The sequence below is a fragment of the Pseudomonas sp. CLCA07 genome, from assembly GCF_053615335.1.
In genome coordinates this window covers 585,482-607,912 of the sequence record NZ_CM132131.1, presented here as the reverse complement: position 1 = coordinate 607,912, position 22,431 = coordinate 585,482, and the positions used below count along the sequence as shown (strand labels likewise).

At 58.9% G+C, this 22,431-nt stretch carries 15 protein-coding genes; 4 read left to right on the top strand and 11 right to left on the bottom strand.

Annotation, left to right across the window (positions count from 1 at the left end; translation table 11 throughout):
• Nucleotides 1-28 precede the first annotated feature (28 nt).
• The 3 genes from gbdR to ACWGZX_RS02805 all read right to left on the bottom strand — a co-directional run bounded on the left by gbdR (nucleotide 29) and on the right by ACWGZX_RS02805 (nucleotide 3,994).
• The gene (gbdR, locus tag ACWGZX_RS02815; protein ID WP_452627210.1) at nucleotides 29-1,141 is read right to left on the bottom strand and encodes a choline metabolism transcriptional regulator GbdR; all 1,113 of its coding nucleotides are present in this window, start codon (nucleotides 1,139-1,141) and stop codon (nucleotides 29-31) included.
• A 110-nt stretch (nucleotides 1,142-1,251) separates the two neighbouring features.
• Nucleotides 1,252-2,652 carry a GABA permease gene (gene gabP / locus ACWGZX_RS02810; RefSeq protein WP_452627209.1) on the bottom strand — a complete coding sequence of 467 codons (1,401 nt, stop codon included), beginning with the start codon at nucleotides 2,650-2,652 and terminating at the stop codon, nucleotides 1,252-1,254.
• Nucleotides 2,653-3,325: 673 nt separating this feature from the next.
• Nucleotides 3,326-3,994 carry a polysaccharide lyase family 7 protein gene (locus ACWGZX_RS02805; protein ID WP_452627208.1) on the bottom strand — a complete coding sequence of 223 codons (669 nt, stop codon included), beginning with the start codon at nucleotides 3,992-3,994 and terminating at the stop codon, nucleotides 3,326-3,328.
• A 351-nt stretch (nucleotides 3,995-4,345) separates the two neighbouring features.
• On the opposite strand from ACWGZX_RS02805, the gene ACWGZX_RS02800 reads away from it, so the two are divergent.
• Nucleotides 4,346-5,437, top strand: coding sequence for a DUF3616 domain-containing protein (locus ACWGZX_RS02800; RefSeq protein WP_452627207.1), 1,092 nt, complete (start codon nucleotides 4,346-4,348; stop codon nucleotides 5,435-5,437).
• A gap of 430 nt (nucleotides 5,438-5,867) precedes the next feature.
• On the top strand, nucleotides 5,868-6,053 hold the full coding sequence (locus ACWGZX_RS02795) for a hypothetical protein (protein ID WP_452627206.1): 186 nt from the start codon (nucleotides 5,868-5,870) through the stop codon (nucleotides 6,051-6,053).
• Here the strand turns inward: ACWGZX_RS02795 and ACWGZX_RS02790 are convergent.
• Genes ACWGZX_RS02790 through ACWGZX_RS02780 form a run of 3 tightly spaced genes read right to left on the bottom strand, consistent with a single transcriptional unit; the run spans nucleotide 6,046 to nucleotide 10,208 of the window.
• Complete coding sequence (locus ACWGZX_RS02790; protein WP_452627205.1) at nucleotides 6,046-8,262, bottom strand: DUF3604 domain-containing protein; 2,217 nt, start codon at nucleotides 8,260-8,262, stop codon at nucleotides 6,046-6,048. The two genes, ACWGZX_RS02795 and ACWGZX_RS02790, sit on opposite strands and share 8 nt — an antisense overlap.
• Before the next feature lie 39 nt (nucleotides 8,263-8,301).
• Nucleotides 8,302-9,300: a HupE/UreJ family protein gene (locus ACWGZX_RS02785; protein WP_452627204.1), complete on the bottom strand. Its 999-nt coding sequence runs from the start codon at nucleotides 9,298-9,300 to the stop codon at nucleotides 8,302-8,304.
• Nucleotides 9,300-10,208, bottom strand: coding sequence for a peptidylprolyl isomerase (locus ACWGZX_RS02780; protein ID WP_452627203.1), 909 nt, complete (start codon nucleotides 10,206-10,208; stop codon nucleotides 9,300-9,302). The genes ACWGZX_RS02785 and ACWGZX_RS02780 overlap by 1 nt, the downstream gene beginning before the upstream one ends.
• Nucleotides 10,209-10,389: 181 nt before the next feature.
• Here ACWGZX_RS02780 and ACWGZX_RS02775 point away from each other — a divergent pair, with 181 nt between their 5' ends.
• On the top strand, nucleotides 10,390-10,740 hold the full coding sequence (locus tag ACWGZX_RS02775) for a hypothetical protein (protein WP_452627202.1): 351 nt from the start codon (nucleotides 10,390-10,392) through the stop codon (nucleotides 10,738-10,740).
• A 492-nt stretch (nucleotides 10,741-11,232) separates the two neighbouring features.
• On the opposite strand, the gene ACWGZX_RS02770 is transcribed toward ACWGZX_RS02775, so the two are convergent.
• The 5 genes from ACWGZX_RS02770 to ACWGZX_RS02750 all read right to left on the bottom strand — a co-directional run bounded on the left by ACWGZX_RS02770 (nucleotide 11,233) and on the right by ACWGZX_RS02750 (nucleotide 20,414).
• On the bottom strand, nucleotides 11,233-14,328 hold the full coding sequence (locus tag ACWGZX_RS02770; RefSeq protein ID WP_452627201.1) for an efflux RND transporter permease subunit: 3,096 nt from the start codon (nucleotides 14,326-14,328) through the stop codon (nucleotides 11,233-11,235).
• Complete coding sequence (locus ACWGZX_RS02765) at nucleotides 14,325-15,437, bottom strand: efflux RND transporter periplasmic adaptor subunit (protein ID WP_452627200.1); 1,113 nt, start codon at nucleotides 15,435-15,437, stop codon at nucleotides 14,325-14,327. The genes ACWGZX_RS02770 and ACWGZX_RS02765 overlap by 4 nt, the downstream gene beginning before the upstream one ends.
• 30 nt (nucleotides 15,438-15,467) lie before the next feature.
• The gene (locus ACWGZX_RS02760; RefSeq protein WP_452627199.1) at nucleotides 15,468-16,925 is read right to left on the bottom strand and encodes an efflux transporter outer membrane subunit; all 1,458 of its coding nucleotides are present in this window, start codon (nucleotides 16,923-16,925) and stop codon (nucleotides 15,468-15,470) included.
• 173 nt (nucleotides 16,926-17,098) lie between these two features.
• Nucleotides 17,099-17,314: a hypothetical protein gene (locus ACWGZX_RS02755; RefSeq protein WP_452627198.1), complete on the bottom strand. Its 216-nt coding sequence runs from the start codon at nucleotides 17,312-17,314 to the stop codon at nucleotides 17,099-17,101.
• 202 nt (nucleotides 17,315-17,516) lie between these two features.
• On the bottom strand, nucleotides 17,517-20,414 hold the full coding sequence (locus tag ACWGZX_RS02750; protein WP_452627197.1) for an AAA family ATPase: 2,898 nt from the start codon (nucleotides 20,412-20,414) through the stop codon (nucleotides 17,517-17,519).
• A gap of 371 nt (nucleotides 20,415-20,785) precedes the next feature.
• Between ACWGZX_RS02750 and mhpA the strand changes: the two genes are divergently transcribed.
• Complete coding sequence (mhpA, locus tag ACWGZX_RS02745) at nucleotides 20,786-22,429, top strand: bifunctional 3-(3-hydroxy-phenyl)propionate/3-hydroxycinnamic acid hydroxylase MhpA (protein ID WP_452627196.1); 1,644 nt, start codon at nucleotides 20,786-20,788, stop codon at nucleotides 22,427-22,429.
• Nucleotides 22,430-22,431: the final 2 nt, after the last annotated feature.

Below are 22,431 nucleotides of genomic sequence, written 5' to 3'. Positions count from 1 at the left end.
GGATGAATGGGGCGGCAGGGACGTCCTATCAGCACGATTGCGCCAAATCGGAACGATCAATCATTCGAACACTGGCAAAAGTCGATTCGTTTCGAGCTTGGTCGAGCGCTGTCAGTTGTTTAGTTGATGACTGCTGCGTAGCCGCAAGCGTTGCCGGTTTGCGACTCATTTCAGAGCCGGAACGCTCGTCGCTTGGTGGAACACCAAAGTACTCGCGATAGCATTTGGAAAAGTGTGGTGTGGACACAAAACCGCATACATACGCCAACTCTATGATCGACAATGATGTTTGCTTAAGCAGTTGTCGCGCTCGAATAAGACGTAACCTTAAGTAGTAGCGTGACGGCGTACAGTGAAGGTATTTCTGAAATAGCCGTTCTAGCTGTCGACGTGACAGATCAACGTATTCTGCAAGGTTATCCAGGTCGATCGATTCCTCGAGATTGGCCTCCATCAACGCGACGATCTCTTGCAGCTTAGGCTGATGAGTTCCCAGCACATGCCTAAGCGGAACGCGCTGATGGTCCTGTTCGTTGCGTATGCGCTCGTAAACAAACATCTCAGAGATGGCTGCGGATAATTCACGACCATGATCGCGACCAATCAGGTGCAGCATCATGTCCAGCGGCGCTGTTCCCCCGGAGCTTGTGAATCGGTTTCGGTCGAGGGTGAAGAGACTCGCGCTGATGCTGACTCGTGGAAACGCCTCCTGCATGGCGGCCAAAAATTCCCAATGCACGCTGCACTCGTAGCCGTCGAGCAGCCCGGCTTTTGCGAGCGCCCAGCTACCGGTGCACACACCTCCCAACCGTCTGGATTGACGCGCCAAGGCTTGCAGCCAGGTAATGTGCTCGCGGGTAATCACGCTCTGGATTCCAACACCACCGCACACGATTACAGTGTCCGCCACCAATGGATTGTTCCACGAAGCATCTGGGGTAATCGGCACGCCGTCACTGGCCCAGACAGGCTCTCCATCGGGGCTGAACGTATGCCAGCGATATAGCTCTCGCCCCGACAACTGATTGGCCATGCGCAGTGGCTCTACTGCGGACGCCAGGGAAATAAGTGTGAATTTATCCAACAGCAGGAAACCAACGGATTGAGTCGTACCGTCGGACACGGTGGAGTTCGATGACATCGTGGTCATGTCCTCACAAAGAGCGATTACGGCCTGAGACGCAGGAGCTTGTAATACCCCCCAGCCTTGGCGTAGGGAGTATTAGGTTTGGCGCAAATACCTCCTTGGTTTTATCCCACTGACGTCACACTCGCAGCCTGCGCAGGGTGACGCGACGTCACAAGGCCGATAAAGGAAATCGCCAGCGCCAGTCCAATGGTTGTGCTGACTTCGGTACGGTGCTCTGGTGTGATCATCATGACTGCCAGCGCTGCGCAAATGAACACAATCACCAGCCACGTCAGCCATGGAAACAGCCACATGCGAAAGGTCAGCTCAACGTTCTGCCGATGCAACATCCGGCGCATGCGCAGCTGCGACACTGCAATGGCCAGGTACACCAGCAAGGCAATCGCGCCGGAGCTGGCCAGCAGGAAGTCAAACAGCCCGGCGGGCATGAAGTAGCTCCACACGGTGATCGCCGCGCCCAGCACGGTGCTGGCGATGACCGCTGCCCGCGGCACGCCTTCGGAGGAGGTCGCCTTCAGTGCCTTCGGCGCATCGCCACGACGGCCCAGCGAGTACAGCATGCGCGAAGCAATGTAGATCGAGGAATTCATGCAACTGGCCACGGCGATCAGCACCACCACGTCCACCATGAACTTGGCGTGGGGAATGTTCATGATCTCCAGTGCCCGCTGGTAGGAGCCTACCTGGGCGAGCAGCGGATCGTTCCAGGGCACCACGGAGATAACCACGAAAATCGACAACAGGTAGAACACGCCGATGCGCCAAATCACCGAACGCGTGGCCTTGGCAATGTTCTGCGAGGGATTGTCGGATTCGGCAGCGGCGATGGTCACTGCCTCGGTCCCGATGAAGCTGAACATGATGGTGATGAAGGCGCCCACCACCGCCGACAGGCCGTTGGGGGCGAATCCGCCGTGTTCGGCCATCAGGCCACTCAAGCCGCTGACCTCCCGTTCGGGCACCCAGCCCATCAACACGGCAAAACCCACGCCGATGAAACCGATGATCGCCACCACCTTGGCCATGGCGAACCAGAATTCGAATTCGCCGTACTTGGAGACACTGAACAGATTGGTGATCACTAACGCAATGATCGACACCAGGGCGAACAGCCAGGCATCGATCTGGGGAAACCACTGGTTCAACACATGGCCGGCGGCCAGTGCTTCGATAGGAATCACAAGTACCCAGAACCACCAGTACAGCCAACCGATGGTGAAGCCTGCCCAACGACCTATTGCCTGGTCGGCATAGGTGGAGAACGAGCCTGTGTCCGGGTTGGCCACCGCCATTTCACCGAGCATACGCATGACCAGAACGACGAGCAGGCCTGAGAATAGGTACGCCAACAGGACTGCTGGGCCAGCAGCTGCAATGGCATGTCCTGAGCCAACGAATAAACCGGCGCCGATAATCCCGGCGATTGACAGCATTGTTACGTGACGAGGCTTGAAGCCCTGCGCCAATTGGCCATTCGAATCCTTGGAGCTCGGGCTGATCATTGGTTTTTTTTCTCTGCTGATCGACATTTAAGCGAATTGATGGGGGCAACGGATCATCATCGTTTCCTGCTGCCGCTTCCTAAAAGTGGCACCCTTCAAACGCTGCAGTTCTTATCAAACCCATCGTCGTGATGTGGTTATTTCTATGAAAAGACGCGCCACCTTACCCGGCTTGTTCGACAATTCAGTTGCCTGTTCACGCCGCCTCCTTGCCTGATATCGACACGTGCCAATTTAGCGTTCACAGCGAAAACCAAATGGTCACGAAATGGCCAGGCGCAATCATTTTGTTTTTTGAGGATTCTGCTACAGCAGCAACGGATGGGGATAAGTTGGAAGGTTTAAACGGGCGAGAAGGTTTCGGGACGAGGGCCGCGAGATCTCTCTGGGAAGAGCGGATTGGATGATTGCTGCCTATCGCGACCGGCTGAAAACGACCCACAGCAGACGGTCACGACCGACCGCTTATGGCTGTGGATTCAACCGGTCGACGCAACAGATTGGCTAAATCGTTCAGCGGGCGTTTAGTAATTTAGTGTTTTTCGAGGGCATCTGCCGCCCGCGCGGTTGAGTTCACTGACAGCTAGCCACTTGGTAGCCGATCGACGAGGAAATCCACTAAAGTCTTCACCCTTCGGATCGGCGTGCCAATGGTAGTGACCTAAAGAAGCGACTAAATGTTGTGTTGGATCTCCAGCATCTTGAACGTCACTTTTCCGCCCTCGGTGGGATAGCCGGTGTTGTCCTGCACATACGCACCCGCTTTGAAATACAGTGGTTTGGTCTTCCAGCTCGGGTCGATGGTGGTTCTCCAGTTGTATCCTGCTGCGCTGATGCCCAGAGCGCCCTTCGGGCTGAGGTGGATCTGGTAGGAAAAGTTGCGGTCGAGCGGCACACCCGTCGCAATGGTAATGACCTGGCCCTCTTCATCGTCGGGGCGCATGCGCACCTTGACGACAATGTTTCCAGTCGAAGTCGACGTTTTGTATTGGTATTCCAGCTTCACCATGGGGCTGTTGCTGTCCTTGTTGTGAATCTGACCAATCACGATCTTGCCGGTGCTGGGCACCTGATTGACGGTCAGACTCGCCCGCAGAATGTTATCCGCCGCTGAATACTGCCAGTTGCGCAGCGTTCCATCGCTATAGGTTTCCCGCAACTCAGTGCGCGGGTAAATAGCGTTGGCCGTCCTGGAGCCGGTCACAGGTGCCCAGAAGGAAAGGGTAGCGGCTTCAGAACTGAAATACTGGTCCTTGAAGCCTTGCGCCAGTCGAGGCGTTTCTATGGTAGCCGGTGGGCTGCCTTCAGGGATGCTTAAATTCCAGGTGGCGAGGTCGATCATGTCAATAATCCTGTATGCGGGGAATGTTGCGGCCACAGTTGCGCTCGAACCGACGCTATTGAGCTGTGTCAATTGGGTCTGCTGATTAGGAAACCCGTATGGCGGTAGATTGACGTCAAATGTTCGTCGAGGTGGTTGTTGCAGGCTTTGTGCCTACGGGGGGCACCGTTAGTCGGCTATTTTGGGAGTTGATGGAACTAATCCGGGTTGCTTAACAGCTGCAGCGAAGGGAGCTAAGCCATCAGCGGTGGACGGGTCGGCTAGGATGAGTGCATGCACTGGACGAAGAACACGCTCAGAAGCCGGTTCTGAATAACCGGCACGCCGCGCCATAAAGACAGGAGACTGCTCATGAGCCACCGAAGCAATTTTGCGCTGTTGAGCTTTGATCCGGCGTTTGAGTCGTTGCGCAATGGCCTTTCGGTCGCTCAGCAGATTGACGACACACTCTGGGTGGCGAACGACGAAACCACGAGCCTGGAACGCCTGCAAATCCAGGATGCTGCGCCCGGCGACGTCGTAAGGTGCGATGAGCACCAATCGTTTCAGCTCCTGGAGTATTTGGATCTGCCCCTGACGAAGCAAGACGCCGAGATCGATATAGAGGGGTTGGCCTATACCCATGACAGTGGTTACCTCTGGTTGGTGGGCTCCCATAAGCTGAAGCGAAAGAAGGCCGAGGCCGGCACTCCTGCACAGAAGAATATCAAGCGCCTATCGACGGTAGAGGCGCAGGGCAATCGCTTTCTGCTGGCCCGCATCCCTGTGGTCCGACAGAACGACGGCTATGCACTCGCCAGAAAGGTGGACGCCGATGGACGTACGGCGGCGCAGCTACATGGCAACGAGGTCAGTAACGACCTGACCACGGCCATTGCTGAAGATCCTCAACTACGCGACTTCCTGAGTATCCCGGGTAAAGACAACGGCTTCGATATCGAAGGGTTGGTGGTGATTGGCTCGCGTCTTCTGCTAGGGCTACGTGGACCGGTCCTTCGCGGCTGGGCTGTGTTACTGGAGATAGAACCTGAGCTGAACGACGCCTCGACTGACACGCTGGTGCTTAAGAAGATCGGTCCGGATGGGCGCCGCTATCGCAAGCACTTCTTCGCGCTAAATGGTCTGGGCTTGCGTGACCTGTGCACTAGCGGTGACGATCTGCTGATCCTGGCGGGTCCCACCATGGACCAGGATGGTCCGGTAACGGTCTTCCGCTGGCGCGGCGGTTTCGCGTCCGACGAGGAAAGCGTGGTCTTTACGGATCAATTGGAGAAGGTGCTGGAGGTGCCTTTTGGGCAAGGCAATGATCACGCTGAGGGCATGTGTTTGTTCGAATCGGGCGAGCAGCTTGGGGAGGTCCTGCTGATCCTCTACGACTCTGCGGCGCAGAGTCGTAAACACGGCGATACGGATGTGGAAGGGGACCTGTTCATCCTGAATTAGCCACGCACCTCGACGTCAACGCGGCCTGTAGATCAGTTTGCCTGGGCTGCTGGTCGCCACCCTCGGACTATCAGCACTGGCCCTGCAGTTTGAGTCGGTCTTCATCGCGGTGAAATGGCTCGGCGTTGCCTTTATCCTGTTCATCGCCTGGTACTTATGGTCAAAGAACACCGAACAAATGCAGGCACCTCCAAAGCGCTCAGCAGGCCGGGCCTTCTCGCCGGAGCCGTGCTGACGCTGAGTAATTTAAAGCCGTCGTTTTTTTCGGCGCGGGTTTGCCCCATGCATTTGATCTGACGGCTCTGTCCTGGCCAGAAGTCATCTTCATTACCGCGCTCGGCATCAGGATCGATCTCACCGTCCAATTGACTTACCTCGTTACCTCGTTACCGCGTCGCGAATCTAGCGGGCCATCCAGTCACCGAAGACAATGAAGCGTCTGAATAGAACGTCAGCAGGTGTCATGACGGGCCGCAATTCGGCTCTTGAACCGTTGTGGAACACCATCCACGACACGGTCTGCGGCACGCTGGCGCAGGGTACGGAGCTTGATTTTCGCTTCCTTTTACCCGTTCGCTGTATGCAGAACATCGGTGCTGGCTTCGGCGCTACTTGACCTCCTCAACTTCATAATTCACATAACCGAACTCGTTGCTGCGAGCCGCCATGTATTTGCCGTTTTGCTCGAATACTGTGGCCTCGAAGGGTGTGCCGCCGAGTGTTGTCACTAGATGCCCGTCCTTGATTTCATATTTGGCCGGCACGCCAAACTGGCCGTCATGCAGCATGTTCAGGTATTCCCCTTGCGCAGGCGGCTTGCCATCGATGCTGGTGACCAGGCGTTGGCCTCCGGTGCCATAGACGACCTCGAACGTCTGGCCGGTGACGGTATTGCGCACCTTGATGGTTTTGCCCACCACGTAGGCTTGCAACTGCTCATTAGTGAGCGCTTTGGCGCCTTCGGTTTTCAGCTGATCGATGGTTTTGCCAGCAGCGACAAGCTTGCTGTCCTCAACTGTCGGCGTGTACCAGATCGGCGAAGTCCACGCACGTTCCTGGACGGTGGCAGAGACGTCGGCCGGCGGCGGTACTTGCAACTTGGCCGCGTCATAGGTGCTCCAGCGCGGGGTCGGAATCTGTAGCACGCGAGCGTAGTAGAACGCGTGCTGGGCCGGATCGAAATCCGGATCGAGCCAAACTTTTTTCAGCTCGGTGGCACCAATGGTATTGGTGTAAGTCGCCTTGGAAACATCGACCGTCGAGCCCACTGGCGGGAGCTTGCCGGTGGCCTGGTCCGGTTGGCGATCCCCGGACCAGGCGACGTCGTAGATCTTCTCGAAGGTCTGGCCGTTTTTGGTCCAGCCCTTGATGATCTGGATTCGGTCAAGGTTGCCATCGTCGGCATCCTTGACCGCCCACACCACGAAGGAAGGCGCCTGTTTATCCAGTTTTGCCGGCAAATCGCCGCCCATGGGAACGCCCTTGGCATAGGCAGCATGCACCCAGTCTTTGTCGTTCCACAAACTGCTGTCGAAGCCCCAGCCACCAAACATGCGTACCGGGATGCGCACGCCGCTGGTGCCATAGACTTCTTTACGCTTCATGGCATCGAAGATCGATTCACGGGTGTTTTCTTCAGCCCACACGCCGGCCAAACCGGACGTGCTGGTTTGCAGGGCCACCATGCCCGAGTTCTGTTTACCGGAAATACGCGCTGCTGGGGTGCTGTCGGTAAAACCGTGGGAGCCGAAGTTGTTGTTCTGCGCATAGGGGATCACCCCGTTGTGCGAATCGCTGGCGCCGACCACACCCATTTTGTACGGGTTGTATCCGCGGGCTTCCTGTAAGGCCATGCCGTTTTGCCAGGCTTGCCTGATGTAACTGCCATTGAGTTTCGACGTGCTGTTGTCGATGCCAAGCAGGAAGCTCATGATTTCATAATTGGCAAATTCGTCGGTCGGCGACAGCTCGGGGTGGGTTTCGGAGGTGCCCTTGACCTGGTGAATTTCGGTGAGGGATTCATTACGCATCCGCGTTTGCGCCCAGGCCGCGTCGATGGGGCGGCCACGCTCATCTACGTCCACCGGAAACATCAGACCGTTGCTGAGGTTGGCATTGTGGGAGATTGCCAATACTTCGTTGCCCTTTTTGCGTTGATCGTCCATCCAGCCCCACAAGTCCTCCGGTTTGTCCGAATCGAGAGCCGTGAAGGGCAGGTCTGGCACTTTCTTCGAGTCACGGAAAAACACATTGCGGTGCATGTTTTGATTGTTGGGGGCTGAGGTCCATTCATAGGCGACAAACGTGGTGAACTTGCCGGGCTTGTAGTACTTGTCGGCGATGGCGATGTTCTGCTGCCAGATGTTGCCGGCAACCTTCGGATCAATCAGCTCTTTGATGGGATGGCTCAAGCTGCCCGCGATCCATTTGAACACCCGGTTGAAATCTTCCGGGGTTTTGACAATCAGCTTTTGCGCGATGGGCAGTTTGCTGAAGTCTGACTTTGGATCGTTGGCCAGGGCGATCACGCCCACGTATTCCGAGTGGTCGGTCACGCCATGGAAATCCAGCGGGCGACCCTTGAGTTGCACTTCAAACCCCATTGGATGCTTGACCGGCATTCCAAGTGAGTATTGGTACGCCTGCTCGGGATCGACTTGGTGGTTGCCGATCAGGTAGGCATCAATCGACCAGGAGCTGTGCGAGTGCGTCTGGCCAAAGTAAACCTCGCGATCCGGGTTGCCCTCTGCCAATGCCAGCGCGCTGACAGTTAACGCGGCGCAACCGAGCAGTGTTGGCGTGGTGAAGTGTGTAGGGCTTTTCATATTCCACGTCTCCGGAATACGGCAATGACAGGGTGCAACTCAGGGCAAGAAACTCGAGACTCTTTCGAAAAACCAGAAGGCAGCCAGCGTACCCAACCCGTAAGAAGCAATCGGTCGGGCATACAGGACTGCGGGCCTTGGCAGTCGACAACGCAGCAACAGTGCGCGCAGGCTCAACGCGACGGCGACGAACATCAGTTGGCCGATCTCGACGCCGACATTGAAGGTGAGCAGCGCCAGCGGCAGATCGCGTTGCGGCAAACCGATTTCCGCCAGCGCACCGGCAAAACCGAAGCCATGCAACAAGCCAAAACAGAACGCCACCACCCATGGCCACTGAAGGGTGAAACTGGTTTCGTCACGGTTCTTGCGGGCGATTTCCACTGCCAGCAACAAAATGCTCAGCGCAATCGTCGCTTCCACCGGAGGGCCGGGCAGCCGCACTGCACCCAGTGTAGCGAGTGCCAGGGTGATGGAATGGGCGAGGGTGAATGCGGTGATGGTCTTCACCAGCATCCAGCCATTACCCACCAGCAGCAGGAGACCGAAGACGAACAGCAGGTGATCGAAGCCCCCCAGGATGTGTTGGATGCCATGGACCAGAAATGCACCGGCCACCGAGAATGCTCCCGGCGTAGCCGCGATCTCTATCCAGGGTTGCGCAGGATGGACGAGGGTGGTCGTCAAGCTGCCGTCCAGGCGCGAGACACGCACCAGCACATCGGTGATGCTCGCTTGCAGGCCGATGAATTCAATACGTTGTCCGACCAGGCCTAAGGGACCGGCATCAATGACCCGACGCTCGATCAGTGAATCGTTCAGTTCGCTTTCCACGGGCTCAACGACAATACGCACACCTTCGGCAAACCGGAGCGCAATCGGCAATCGCATGCCTGAAAGCACCGGCGTGCGCCACAGTACGTCATAGCGCCCGGCGGCCGTTTCGTTGAGTTCCAGGTAAGCGGGGCGCGACTCATGGGCGATGGCCGTCAGACTCATGAACCAGAGCACCAACAGCAGCCATACCGTGCGCCCCATCACGGCCGCTCCGTGTGAGTGGCGGCAATCACACCGGCGAAAGCAGGTATCATCACCACGACCTCATAGCGTGCTTTCAGTGCATCGAAATTCGCGCGTTTCGATGCGCTGCGTTGTTCGGACAACCAATCGGATTTGACCTGCTGGGCCACGGTTTCGAAGGGTGGAGGAGGTGATTTGGCCAGCGCATCAATCCACACCAGATGCCAGCCAAAACCCGACTCCACAGGCCCCACCCAACTACCCGGCGTGTGCTTGAACAATGAAATGGCGAACGTTGAACCAAAGACCCGCGCCACCTGATCCTGGGATTGTTCTGAGTAGGCGTTTTTAAACATAAAGGCATCGCCTTCACCACTGTTCTTGTCAGACAGCCCACTTAGTGCGGACTGAGCCTGCGCTTGCGCATCCGCACCACGTTTGTCCAAAGCGAAAAACAAATGATGGAAGGTCAAAAGTGGCAGCGGGGCGTATTGGTCCTGATGCTGGTTGTACCAGGCCTCAAGTACACCGGGTGCCGGTTCGCGAAGTGACGCTACATCCTCGGCGAGGAAATCCATTTTTTGCGCCAGTCGGCGGCGAATAATAGTGTCGTCTTTATCCAGGCCAAGTTTCAGTGCTTCGCGATAGAGGATTTCCTCTTTCACATATTCCTCAATCAGGCCCTGTAACTGTTGCTCCGATGCGGGTCGTTGCCATCGTGCCAGCCAGGAAATCGCGATCCGCTGAACAACTTCAGGGGTGATTTCGATGCGTTGCGGATCTTGATTAAGGGTTGAGCGGTGTAAACCTCCGTACAGCACAAAGAGTGCAAAACCGGCAATTAGAAAGTGTAATAGCGGCTGGCGAAGGCATCGTTTGATTAATGAAAGTCGAGATTCTTTCGCTTCGCAGACGCTTAAGTTCATGACTTCTTGCCCCACGCTATACTGCGAATAGTTTTCGCGGCCGAGTGGAGTATTGCTGCTGCACCGGAACTTTCCACCAAGGCTAATCACGATAAGCACTAAGGCTTAGTAGCAATCGGATTAACCATTTCCCCAGGACCGTCCAGTCTTGCACCTATACAGCCCGGAACGGAGCGCCCATATGATGAAAGGACTGCTTGTTTTCGCCGCGATCATCGAGGCAGCCACTGGCGTGGCGCTGATACTTGTCCCGTCGCTGGTCGGGCAACTTCTGCTTGGCATCGAACTCACGGGCGTCATCGTCCCCCTGGCCGGCATCGCCCTCATCGCATTGGCCATCACCTGCTGGCCCGGACCAGCAATGCTCGGGATGTTGATCTATAACGCAGCCGCTACGCTTTATCTCGCCTACGTTGGTATCTCGGGGGAATCGAGTGGGGTTTTATTGTGGCCAGTGGTCGTCTTGCACGGGATCATGACGATACTTTTGATTCGAGCAATGACAAGCCAGACGAGGAACTCACAGACGTAGTCAACGCTTGGCCATATGTGTTTTCAGACGCCGGCACATCCTGCGGTTTTAAGGGGCAGGCTCATCTACTCCTTGTCGGTTGCAGTACTCCTGATGATTCGAAGCCAGGGCAACAGTTCAACGACTGCTTTTGGCCGATTCTGTTGAAAAAGTCGGTCTGCCCAAACTGCCTGATCATTGACTGGTGAAAACGCCTTTTCTGCACGCTGCTACGTGAAATCCGAGTCCGGAAGCCTCTGCCAAAAGTAAAGATTTCAATCTCGGACGCGTACTTTTCTGATGCGCAAACCATGGCCGACTGTTTTCAACAGAATCGGCCGATAGCAGTCTGTCGTCAGCAGTTATTTATGGCCAGTCTTTCCTGAGAGCCGCGAGGAGCGAAAGACAGTAACGTTCGCAGTACCTCACGGCTGACCTAGGTTGTTTTCAGAAACGGCGCTTAACAAACTTCTCTAATAGCGGTGAGGTCGGGGGCAAAGGTCACGGCACTCATCACTTGGAAGCAAGCGCAGTGTTTCCCCGTACCTGTTGGGTATCCGCGGCCGTCTGGCGACCCACCTTGAACCATGCGGCGTACAACGCCGGGACGAAGAAAATCGTCAGCAGCGTCGCCACAGTGAGGCCACCCATGATCGCGATCGCCATCGGCCCCCAAAAGACGCTACGTGTGAGCGGGACCATTGCGAGCACGGTGGCCAGTGCCGTCAGCATTACCGGTCGCGCTCGGTGAATGGCGGCATCCAGCACAGCATTCCACGGGGCACGCCCCTCGGCGATTTCGATTTGTACCTGATCGATCAGGATCACCGCGTTTCGCATGATCATGCCACCCAGAGCGATGATGCCCAGGATCGCGACGAAGCCCAGCGGCGATTGAAACACCAGAAGCGCGGGCACCACACCGATCAGGCCCAGCGGTGCGGTCAGCAGCACCATCCACATGCGGGAAAAGTTCTGCAATTGCAGCATGAGTAACAGCAGGATGGTGATCAGCATCAGCGGTGCCACCGCGAGTAGCGCCTTGTTGGCCTTGTCGCTTTCCTCAACCGCTCCACCCACATCGATGCGGTAACCGGTCGGCAGCTTGGCTTCGATGTCCTTAAGCAACGGCTGGATTTCCTGCGTCACCGATACACCTTGCTCTCCATCCTTCACGTCGGCACGCACAGTGATCGCCATGTCGCGGTTACGGCGCCACAGTACCGGCTCTTCCAGTTCAGAGCGCACCTGTGCGACTTGCGACAACGGCACCACCGTGCCCTGGCGTGTGTAAAGGTTGATGTTTTTCAGTGTGTCGAGGTTCAAGCGTTCCTCCGGTACGGCACGGGCTACGATGTCGATCAGGTCCTCGCGCTCCCGCAGTTGCGACAGGGTTGCGCCGTTCATCACGGTCTGGGTCGCCAGCGACACGTCGGCCGGGGTGAGGCCAAGCGCGCTCGCCTTGTCCTGATCAAGCTCCACTTTCAGCGTACGTACCGGGTCGTTCCAGTCGAGCTGGAGGTCGCGCACCTTCGGGTTGGACGCAACCACCTTCTCCACATCGCGGGCGATCTTGCGCACCACCTGGGTATCGGGGCCTACCACGCGGAACTGCACCGGGTAGCCGACAGGTGGCCCCAACTCGAGGCGGGTCACGCGCACCCACGCCTGCGGGAATTGTTGGTCGTCCGAGGCCACCAGCCGCGCACGTACCCGCTCGCGTGCATCCAGGTCCTTGGTCATCACAACGAACTGGGCAAATCCCGGATTCGGCAGCTCGGGGTTGAGCGAGAGATAGAAGCGCGGTGCGCCGGCGCCGGTGTAGGCGGTATAGAAACGCACGTCCTCGTCCTTCGCCAGGATCTCCTCCATGCGCTTGACCTGCTCGGTCGTCGCGGAAAACGAGGCGCCTTCCTTGACGCGCAGGTCAATGACCAGTTCAGGACGCGAACTGTTGGGGAAGAATTGCTGCGGCACTAGCTTGATACAGGCCAGAGTAAGCACCAGAGCGCCAAACGTCGCACCGATGACCACCCAGCGGCGCTCGATGGCCGCGTCGATCAGGCGTCGCAGGCTGCGGTAGAACTTCGTGTCGTACATATCACCATGCTGGTGCTTGCCCAAGTCGTTGGGCAGCATCTTGACCGCCAGATATGGCGTGAAGATGCCGGAGCAGATCCACGAGAACAGCACCGCGGCGCCGACGATCCAGAAGATGCCGCCCGCGTACTCGCCGGTGGTGGACTTCGAGAGGCCGATCGGCAGGAAGCCCACGACGGTGATGAGTGCGCCGGTCAGGCGCGGCATGGCGGTGGACTGATAGGAAAAGGCGGCCGCCTTCACGCGGTCCATGCCGGTTTCCATCTTCGCCACCATCATCTCGATGGCGATGATGGCGTCATCCACCAGCAGTCCCAACGCGATAATCAGTGAGCCGAGCGAGATACGCTCCAGGTTCCAGCCCATCGCCAGCATCACCAGCGCCACGCCGCCCAGCACCAGCGGCACCGTGGTTGCGACCACGAGGCCGGCGCGCCAGCCCAGGCTGGCCAGACTTACCGCGATCACGATGATCAGCGCCTCGGCCAGCGCTCGCCCGAAGTCCAGGATTGCATCTTTCACCGTGGTTGGCTGGTCAGCCACCAGCTCCAGCTCCACGCCGTGCGGAAGTTCTGACTGGATCTTGGCGACTGCCGTGTCCATCGCCTTGCCAAGGTCCACGATGTTGCCATCGCTGGTCATTGTGATACCGAGCATCAGCACTGGTTGGCCGTTGTGGCGGACCGTGTAGGTCGGCGGATCCTCGAAGCCACGTGTAACGGTCGCGATGTCGCCGAGCTTGATCAGCCGGCCGCCCGCGGAGATGGGCACATTGCGGATAGCCTCTTCGCTGGCGAATTGGCCACTCACGCGCACCATGACGCGGTCGCCACGGGTGTCAATCTGGCCTGCGGGCAACATCGCGTTCTGGCTCTTGAGACTTTCGGCGATGGCCAGCGGTGTAATGCCCAGTGCTGCCAGGCGCTCGTGCGAGAACTCGACGTAGACCCGCTTGGCTTGCTTGCCGATGAGATCGATCTTCTTGACCATCGGCACCTTCAGCATCTGGCGCTTGATATCCTCGGCCGCGTCCGACAGGTCGGCGTGGCCTATGCCGTCGCCTTCGACAGCGTACATCAGGCCATACACGTCGCCGTACTCGTCGTTCAGGATCGGGCCGATCACGCCGTCAGGCATCTCCAAGCTCAAGTCGTTGAGTTTTTTGCGCGCCTGGTACCAGGCCTCGCGCTGGTCAGCCTTGGAGGTGCCGCCGCGCACGGTGAGCGTCATGCCAGCGTAGCCTTGCCGCGCGTAGGTGACCACTTTCTCGAAGTTGTCGATCTGCTCGAACTTTTTCTCCATGCGGTTGAGGACCTGGTCCTGCAACTGCTGGGCGGTAGCGCCCGGCCAGATGACCATGGCGGTCATGGAGGGCACGGAAAAGTTCGGATCCTCGAGCTGGCCGAGGCGGGTGAAGCTGAAGGCGCCAGCCACCGCGACAATGAGGAGCATGAACAGGACGATGGCGCGATGGCGCAGCGCCCAGTCGGTGAGGTTGAAATTGTTCATCGGGTGGCCTGCTGCGTGGTGTTCGCGTCAACAATCGCTGCGCCGGGAAGCGCGACCTTCAGTCCGGATGCCATCTTCTGCACCCCGGCGGTGACGACCAATACTCCGGCCTGCGGCCCAGAGACGAGCACCTCATCGTTGCGATAGCCCAACACCGCCACAGGCACCAGTTCGACAGTGCCCACCGGATTCTTGCCCTCGGGCGTGACCACCCACAGCGCCGGCTGGCCGCCGGTTTGCGTCAGTGCCGTCGCCGGCACTGCTGCCACCGAGACACTAGTCATCTCGCGCTCGGCCATAACCGTGGCAGTGGCGCCGAGCGGCAGCGCCTGCACCGGCTTGAGCCGGGCGCGATAGGTGCGCGTCTGCGTTGCAGCCTGCGGCGACAGCTCGCGCAGGGTGACATCGAAGGTCTCGTTCGGCGCACTGGCCAGCGAGGCTTTGAAACGCGCCTCCTTGAAGGTGGACAGCTGATCCTCGGGCACATCAATGACGATCTCGGATTCGTCCGGATTCGCAACCGAGATCACTGGCTGACCCTCCGCCACGACCTGTCCCGCTTCGATGCGTACCGCCGTAACCACGCCGCTACGGGAGGCGCGCAGTACGGTGTACTTGAGCCGGTTGCGTGCGAGCTCAAGTTTTCGCGCCTCGGCCTCGGCGGTCGCGCGCGTGGTCTGGGCATTGGTATGCGCACGCTCATCGTCGGCCGCGCTGACTGAGCCATCAGCCTTCAGGGCCGTCAGGCGTTGGCGATCCGATTCCGCCTGACGCGTCTGCTCCACGGCAGCAGCCCACTGCTGTTGCGACGCTTCCTCCGCGAGACGGTAGTCGCTGTCGTCCAGCACAGCCAGTATGTCGCCTTCGTGCACCGTCTGACCTACATCAACTTTGCGCTGGGCAACCTTGCCGCCCACCCGAAAGGACTGCTCGACTTCGTGCCGCGACTGCACGGTGCCCACGTAGCGACTGACGTCGCGGGCATTGTCGTAGTTGATTTCAACGGTACGTACCGCTCTGGGGGCCGGCACGGACGGCTGGTCCGGGCTGCACGCGCAAAGCATCACGGCGACGGCCAAGGCGCCGGCCGCAGTAAGGGAATTCTTCAAGACGGTTCCTCTTTGGAAAACGACAAATACTCAGGAAAGTGGTGGCCGGTCGGTTTTAGCGGACGCGGTTGAGTTGGCGGGTTGTTCGAACACCTGCCAGCCCCCGCCCAGTGCTTTGTAAAGCTGCACGCTGTCGAGCAGCAGTCGGGTGTTGCTTTCGTTGGCACTCAGGCGTGCAGTCAGACGTGCACGCTGCGAATCCAGCAGAGGCAACAGGTCGATCTGCCCGCGGTTATAGAGCGATTGAGCGCGATTCTGTGCCGTCTCCGCAGACGCGGCGGCCAATTGCAGCGACCCGGAACGGCGGCGTTCCTGCGCAAGCGTGACGAGGGCGTTTTCCACATCCTCGAGCGCCCGCACGATGCCGTCTTCGGCGCGCAGCAGCGCCTCTTGTTGAGCACTTTCAGCCGCTTCGTTGATCGCTTGCGTGCGCCCGGCATTGAAGAGCGGCATCGCCAGCAGGCCCGCGACGTTAGTGAAGCGCGCAACGCCAAGATCGGCACCGTTCAGGCTCAGGCCCTGGCGGCCAAAGGACGCGCCGAGGAAGAGTTGCGGGAACCACTCAGCTTTCGCTTGTTGGCGACGTGCATTGGCGGCGTCGAGCTGTGCCATCAGCACCAGTACATCAGGTCGGCGTTGCAGCAACTCGGCGGGCTGCCCGGGCTTGGCCAGGGGTACGTCGGCCAAGTCTGCGATCGAAGGCTGGATGTTTATGGTGTTGAAAGACTGGTCGGCGATCAGCACCGCGATACGGTGGCGTGCCACCGCCACTTGGGTTTCCAGCGGCGGAATCTGCGCCCGCGCCGACAAGGCGTCGGTTTGTGCGCGTTCGACGTCGAATGCGGATGCCAGCCCCACCTGTTGACGCGCGGTAACCAAGCGCAGCGTTTCATCCTGCATCGCCGAGATTGCGCGCAGCGTCGCGACCTGGCGCTGTGCACCGACCAGTGTGAAATAGTTGCTGACGACATCGCTCATCACCAGCAGGCGTACTCCTCGCATGCTGTGTTCCGCGGCTAGCGCATCGGCGTCTGCCGCCGCCGCGCCGGCTCGCAGACGGCCGCTCAGATCGAGTTCCCACGAGACGTCCAGACCCACATTGGCGGTCTTGATATCCGGATAGCCCTGTTTTACGGCCGAGTTGAAGCCGCTGCTGCGGTCGCTGCCGGAGACGGATGCGCCGACGCTCGGGAGCAGCCAGGACTGGCTGACCGTTTCTCCGGCTCGCGCTGCACGCAAGCGTTCGGCGGCAATCTTGACGTCGCGGTTCTCACGCGCGGCTCGGCGCACCAGATCCGTTAGCAACGGGTCGTGGTAGACCTCCCACCAAGCTGCCTCGGGCTCCATCTCGGAGGCCGTACTCGCGGCAAAGTGGCTCGGTACGTCGACCGATGGCTTGACGACCGGCGTGGAGCAACCGGAAAGGACGATCGAAGTGAAAAGAGCTGCCGCCATGGCGAACCCAATCGAGCACTTGGTCCGTTGCAAGGTTATCCCACCGGCATGGCGGGGCAGCGGAGGGGGGGTGGAAAGTTGCGGCATTAGAAATGGACTCGTGTAGTTCGAGGTGGCGTCAGCGTAGGGGGACCGTGTACGCAAAGTCGTCAGCGAACCGTCACCGTTCGGTCGCCATGCGCTCTGTATGTCGTTGCCGGAAAGGATCATTTGCTGTCGCTTTCTATTGCCTGCTCACCGGCTGCTGATGTCAGATCCGCGCCAATTGACTCCAGCAACTCTTCGGCGGACGAGAACTCGCGCTGACGCCCGGTCACCAGGTTTTCGAGCCGGCCCTTCAGGGCGTCCGGCTCGGCATCACTGCGCAACTTGACGACGTATGAACGGCGGCTCGGGTATTTGGATTCAGGGTTAAGGCTCATCGCAGACCTGGGGATCGAGAAAGTTCGATGCCAGCGTAAGCCGCCCCCCGGGAGAAGTCGTAAGCGAAAGGTCAGAGTTTGGTCGGGACAGCACCCACAAAACTGAGACGGTGACCAGCGGAACGCTGGTGGTCACGCGGTTTTAGCCACGCTGAGTGGGCGCGATATCAGTTCACCAGGCGATGAAGGATACGCCGTCGCTTCAAGTCGACTTAGCAGCCAGAAGCAGTGAGTGCGCACGTTTCACCAGTTCGGTTCCGTTAGTTTCGGGCAATTGGTCAATCAGCTTCACCAATGCCAGGTGATCTTCGGTTGTAGCGTCGTGATGCTCACTCAGCTCGACCATTGCGAGCAGCTCCAGCCACGATGCTTCCTGGGCGCGTGCCTCCTCAATCGCACGCCGCACCGCCACACTGCTGGCATCCGACCGACCCTGAGCTCGCGCGATCGCGGCCTCCAGCAGCAACAGCTGCGGCAGGTATACGCGTTCGCCCAATTCCTCTCCCACTCGGAGGGCTCCTTGCAATTCAACGTGCGCAGCGTCGTAATCGCCAGCCAGTAGCAGCGCCTCGGCGGCGTAGCCAAGTACTTCGCTGGCACCGGAGCGCATACCGAGTCCGGTGTGTTCCTCGTAGGCCTCACGGATGTGCCGGTAGCCGTCGTGGGGGGCACCGTTGCGCGCGTCGGCCCAGCCGCGCCACCAGCGGCAAGCCGTGCGCCCGAGCGCGAGCGAATATTCATCGACGAGCTTCTGCATGTCGTCAGCCAGCGCCGCCACCCGCACAGGGTTTCCCAGTCGTACCTCGATCAACACCTCCTGCCAGGTAGCGACCAGCCATGTCATAGGTTGTTCAAGCGTATGCGCGCGGGTTCGTGCTTGCTGCAAATGGGTTCGCCCTTGCTCAATCAGGCCAGACCGCACCAGCTCGATGGCCAGCATACCGTGCAGCATGACCTGGGGATCTGCCGCAAAGATCTCGTTTGTCCCTATGCCCAGCGGCTCGGCGATCGTGAGGGCGCGCTCTAACCAGCTGCGTGTCATTTTCGTGCGACCCTGGAGGTGATGCACCTCGCCTTGAACGATGCACGCTGCCAGCATGAGCTCTTGATCGTTTGCGTTTAGGGAGAGAGCTTCAGCACGCTCTGCCACTTCCAAAGCCTGCGAATAGTCGCCGCGCAGACCGAGCAGATAGCCGAATCCGTGCAGAAGGCGACCGCGCATAGGGTGCTCGGGTACATACGCGAGCAGCGTGTACGCCCGTTCGAAAGCGCCCTTGGCTTCGCTGCCGACACCAAACATGTGGAAGGCCGAAACCCCCTGCAACGTGGCCAAGGTAATTTCGAGCGTATCGCGCTCCGTCCCTTCGGGTGCCTGCATAAGAAGGAGTAGGGCGCGCTCAGTGAGGCCGATGCACAAGTCCGGGCTGAAGTGCTGTAGCGCGGCTTCTGCGGCCTCGGTGTAGTAGCGCAGCGCGATCATCGGCAGCCGAGCACGGTCGAAGTGCATCGCCAGTTCCGAGGCCGCAACCGACACACCGGCCGAGCGCTCGCGTTCGAGGGCAGTGCCAACCTGGCCATGGAGATCGATGCGCAACGAACGCGGCGTGCGGTCATACAGCACCTGGCGAAAAAGGGCGTGTCGGAACGAGTAAGGAGGCTCTACCGCATCGTCAACATTGGGAGCCCGCGATTGTGTGAGCCATACCTGCTGACGCATCAGTTCCTCACAGGCGCCGATCACTGAAGAGAGATTGCGCTCGAGGGCCAGCGAAACCGTCTCAACCCGGAAGTCGGCCCCGCACACCGCAGCCGCCGAAAGGAGCGTACGTTGCTCCGGATCAAGCTTGGCGATGTAGTGATCAATGATGGCGGCTAGGTTGTCGGGAACCGCCAGATCCGCCAGTCGAGCTTCGATGGTGGTTTCGTCTTCTTTTGCATCCATCACTTCACTGATGATTGAGGAAACGAACAACGGCACGCCGTCGGTCCGTTCATGCAGGGCGCGCACGAAGGCTTCATCGCGTGCCAGTGAGGCTGAACGCAGCGCCACATAGTCGGCGACCTCGGTTTCGGAAAACGGGTCGAGCACCACTTCCTCGCACAAGCGTTGCAGACGTAGTTCGTGACGCAATGAGCTGAGCGGATGGTCCAGCGCCACCACTTCGGCAAGGCGCAAGCTTGACAGCCACATGAGCCGTGCGGGGCCACGGCGTCGCGCCATGTAGTTAATCAGCTGAACCGTCGCCCGGTCGCTCCAGTGCAGGTCTTCGGTCACCAGCAACAGCGGGCGCAGCTCTGTGTAGCGGTCCAACAGTTCACCGAATTCCCTCAGCATGCGTTCCGGGCCGACGCCGGCCAGCTCGCGCCGCAATGCGTCTCGCTCCTCCGCGCTACTCAGCCAGGGCAATTGCAGCAGCCAGGTTGGTGCCACTTCGCGCAACAACGCCGGCAGGGGCGGGTCGCTGCGGCACAGTTCGGCCAACGCCTCCAGCACCGGCAGGTACGGTTCGCTGGTGCCGAAGTGTTCCATGCAATGGCCGCGTGCGCAGGCGATGCCGCCAAGGCCGGCGAGGAAATGTTCGATCAACGTGGTCTTGCCGATCCCCGGTTCTCCAGCAAGCCAGACCACGGCCCGCTGGCCCCCACTAGCCCGCTCCCACGCCCGTTGCAGCCTGGAGACCTCGTCAATGCGACCGATGAATGACGGAAACGGATGTGTGTCGGTCGTGGTAACCGCATTGGATGTAGGCGGCATCGAAGCAGCAGGGGGCGACACGGCAATGAAGCGATAGCCGCGCCGCGACACAGTCTCAATAAAACGAGGATGCTTGGGGTCATCGCTCAACACCTTGCGCAGATCGCTGATGGCCGTCTTCAGGACCGAATCGCTGACAAATCGATGCCCCCACACGGCATCCAGCAAGGCGTCTTTGGATACCAGCGACCCCGGCTGGCGTGCGAGCACGCATAACAACAGGAAAGGAGTCGGTGCCACCGCCACCGCTTGCCCATCACGCAACAAGCACGCGTTGGCCTCGTCGAGCTCGAACTCGCCGAAGTCAAGCAGGACGGGTGTCGGATGGGGCTGCGGGCGCGCCACGGTTGATTCCTAAAGACTTAAAACATGGTGGTGCGCTGAAGATTCGCACGTGATTCAGTGTTGAAAAAACAATATTCCTGCCGTCCTGGGCCATTGCACCCATGACAACGCTGATCGACTCTGAAGCCAAGCGTCGTCGGTCGGAAACTGGCACGCGCGCAACTTCAGGCCACGAGCCTTCTTCGCCTTAACGCGGCCACTTACGCCTATATCTCAGCTCGTCCGGTCGGTCACATCGCGGCTTTTCAATGATCTCAAAAATTAATGACAAAAACATCAATATTGAAATATCTCTCAATATTGCATACCTTGATACTGCCTGACGATGAGACCTGCGCGCCTCACGACTTCAATCACAACAAGGGCTCGAGATGAACAACAACAAGAAAGTTTCCGAATTGCCTCCCTCCGTCGTCGACGTGCTGGTCGTCGGTAACGGTCCGGTAGGTGCGACAATCGCGGCGCTGCTCGGCCGCTACGGGGTTACGACCCTGGTGCTGGATAAGCTCCATGAAATCGTACTGATGCCCCGTGCCATCGCTCTGGACAACGAGGCCCTGCGCATCCTGCAACTCGCCGGATTGTCGGAGGACGCTTTCGAGAAGATCGTAATCCCTGAAGTGAAGATGCACTCTCCGGTCCTCGGGCAATTCGGTCGAGCCAATACCGAGGGATGTATCGATGGCCATCCCAAGCTTGTGACGTTCTATCAACCCGACCTCGAACGAGCGATGCGTGGCCAGGTTTCCCGGCTGAAATCAGTGACCAGCCTGGGTGGTTTCGAACTGGAGAGTCTGGTCGAAGAAGCGAAGTGCGTGGTCGCCACCGTACGGGATCAAAATGGGCAATCGCATTCTGTTCGCGCCCAGTACCTGATCGGTGCGGACGGCGCCAGTTCCAGGGTCAGGACGCTGATCGGCCAAGAGTTCGAAGGACAAACCTATGCAGAGGATTGGCTGATTGTCGATGCCAAGAACCGGCATCAGTCAGCCATTGATCACATTGAGTTTATCTGTGATCCGCGGCGGCCCACGCCGCACATGCCGGCCCCCGGTGGAAGGGAACGCTGGGAATTCATGCTGCACCCCGGCGAATCCCGGGAGGAGCTGGAAAGCCCGGAAAGCATCGCCCGACTCATTGCGCCATGGGTCAATCCGTTGGAGTTGGAAATCGAACGCAAGGCGGTGTATCGATTCCACGCGCGTTGCTGCAACAGATTCAGCAAGGGACGTACTTTTCTCGTCGGCGACGCCGCACACATCACCCCGCCCTTTGTGGGACAAGGTCTCGTAGCGGGCCTTCGTGATGGTGCCAACCTGGCCTGGAAGCTGGCTTGGGTTCTTCGTGGCCATGCCGCGCCGGCGATACTCGATACCTATGACGTAGAGCGCCGCCCGCATGCTCAGGCGATGATCAATCTGGCAAAACTCATGGGCCGTCTGGTAATGCCCAAGAACAAGATCGCGGCGTTCTTCATCCACGGCCTGATGCGCATGCTGGCGTTGACTCCCGCGACCAGAAGGTATTTCGAGCAGTTGGACATCAAGCCGAAAAACACTTTTATGCACGGCCTGTTCGTGCCGCATCGTCGGGGTGACAAGCTGGTACGTGGCAGCCTGTTTCCCCAAGCTTGGATTCGCACCCTGCAAAAGCAGATCAAGCTGAGCGACGATGCACTGGGAGACAATCTGACCCTGGTTGGATTCGGTGTTGACCCGTTGTCACTGCTAACCACTGACCAGATCGTTTCCTGGGAAAAGATGGGGGGCCACTTCTTAGAGGTTAGACCCCGCGGTCAACGTTCCGGTGGCAGTTGTGACTTCATCGAAGACATGAACCATGACATCCTGCCGCTGGCTGCGAAAGGAACACTCGTCGCCGTTCGTCCGGACCGTATTATCATGCACCACGCCCCTGGCACAGAGGCAAGCAGACTCCTTCAAGACTGCAGGGGCCTGCTGATGAGTGACAGCGTTTCCATTACCATCAACGAGCCGATTAGATTACGAGCTTAATC

What these genes read in the sequence shown, in the direction of transcription:
- gbdR (WP_452627210.1), bottom strand. Translation starts at nt 1,141, where the DNA reads ATGTCATCGAACTCCACCGTGTCCGACGGTACGACTCAATCCGTTGGT.
- gabP (WP_452627209.1), bottom strand. Translation starts at nt 2,652, where the DNA reads ATGATCAGCCCGAGCTCCAAGGATTCGAATGGCCAATTGGCGCAGGGC.
- ACWGZX_RS02805 (WP_452627208.1), bottom strand. Translation starts at nt 3,994, where the DNA reads ATGATCGACCTCGCCACCTGGAATTTAAGCATCCCTGAAGGCAGCCCA.
- ACWGZX_RS02800 (WP_452627207.1), top strand. Translation starts at nt 4,346, where the DNA reads ATGAGCCACCGAAGCAATTTTGCGCTGTTGAGCTTTGATCCGGCGTTT.
- ACWGZX_RS02795 (WP_452627206.1), top strand. Translation starts at nt 5,868, where the DNA reads ATGAAGCGTCTGAATAGAACGTCAGCAGGTGTCATGACGGGCCGCAAT.
- ACWGZX_RS02790 (WP_452627205.1), bottom strand. Translation starts at nt 8,262, where the DNA reads ATGAAAAGCCCTACACACTTCACCACGCCAACACTGCTCGGTTGCGCC.
- ACWGZX_RS02785 (WP_452627204.1), bottom strand. Translation starts at nt 9,300, where the DNA reads ATGGGGCGCACGGTATGGCTGCTGTTGGTGCTCTGGTTCATGAGTCTG.
- ACWGZX_RS02780 (WP_452627203.1), bottom strand. Translation starts at nt 10,208, where the DNA reads ATGAACTTAAGCGTCTGCGAAGCGAAAGAATCTCGACTTTCATTAATC.
- ACWGZX_RS02775 (WP_452627202.1), top strand. Translation starts at nt 10,390, where the DNA reads ATGATGAAAGGACTGCTTGTTTTCGCCGCGATCATCGAGGCAGCCACT.
- ACWGZX_RS02770 (WP_452627201.1), bottom strand. Translation starts at nt 14,328, where the DNA reads ATGAACAATTTCAACCTCACCGACTGGGCGCTGCGCCATCGCGCCATC.
- ACWGZX_RS02755 (WP_452627198.1), bottom strand. Translation starts at nt 17,314, where the DNA reads ATGAGCCTTAACCCTGAATCCAAATACCCGAGCCGCCGTTCATACGTC.
- mhpA (WP_452627196.1), top strand. Translation starts at nt 20,786, where the DNA reads ATGAACAACAACAAGAAAGTTTCCGAATTGCCTCCCTCCGTCGTCGAC.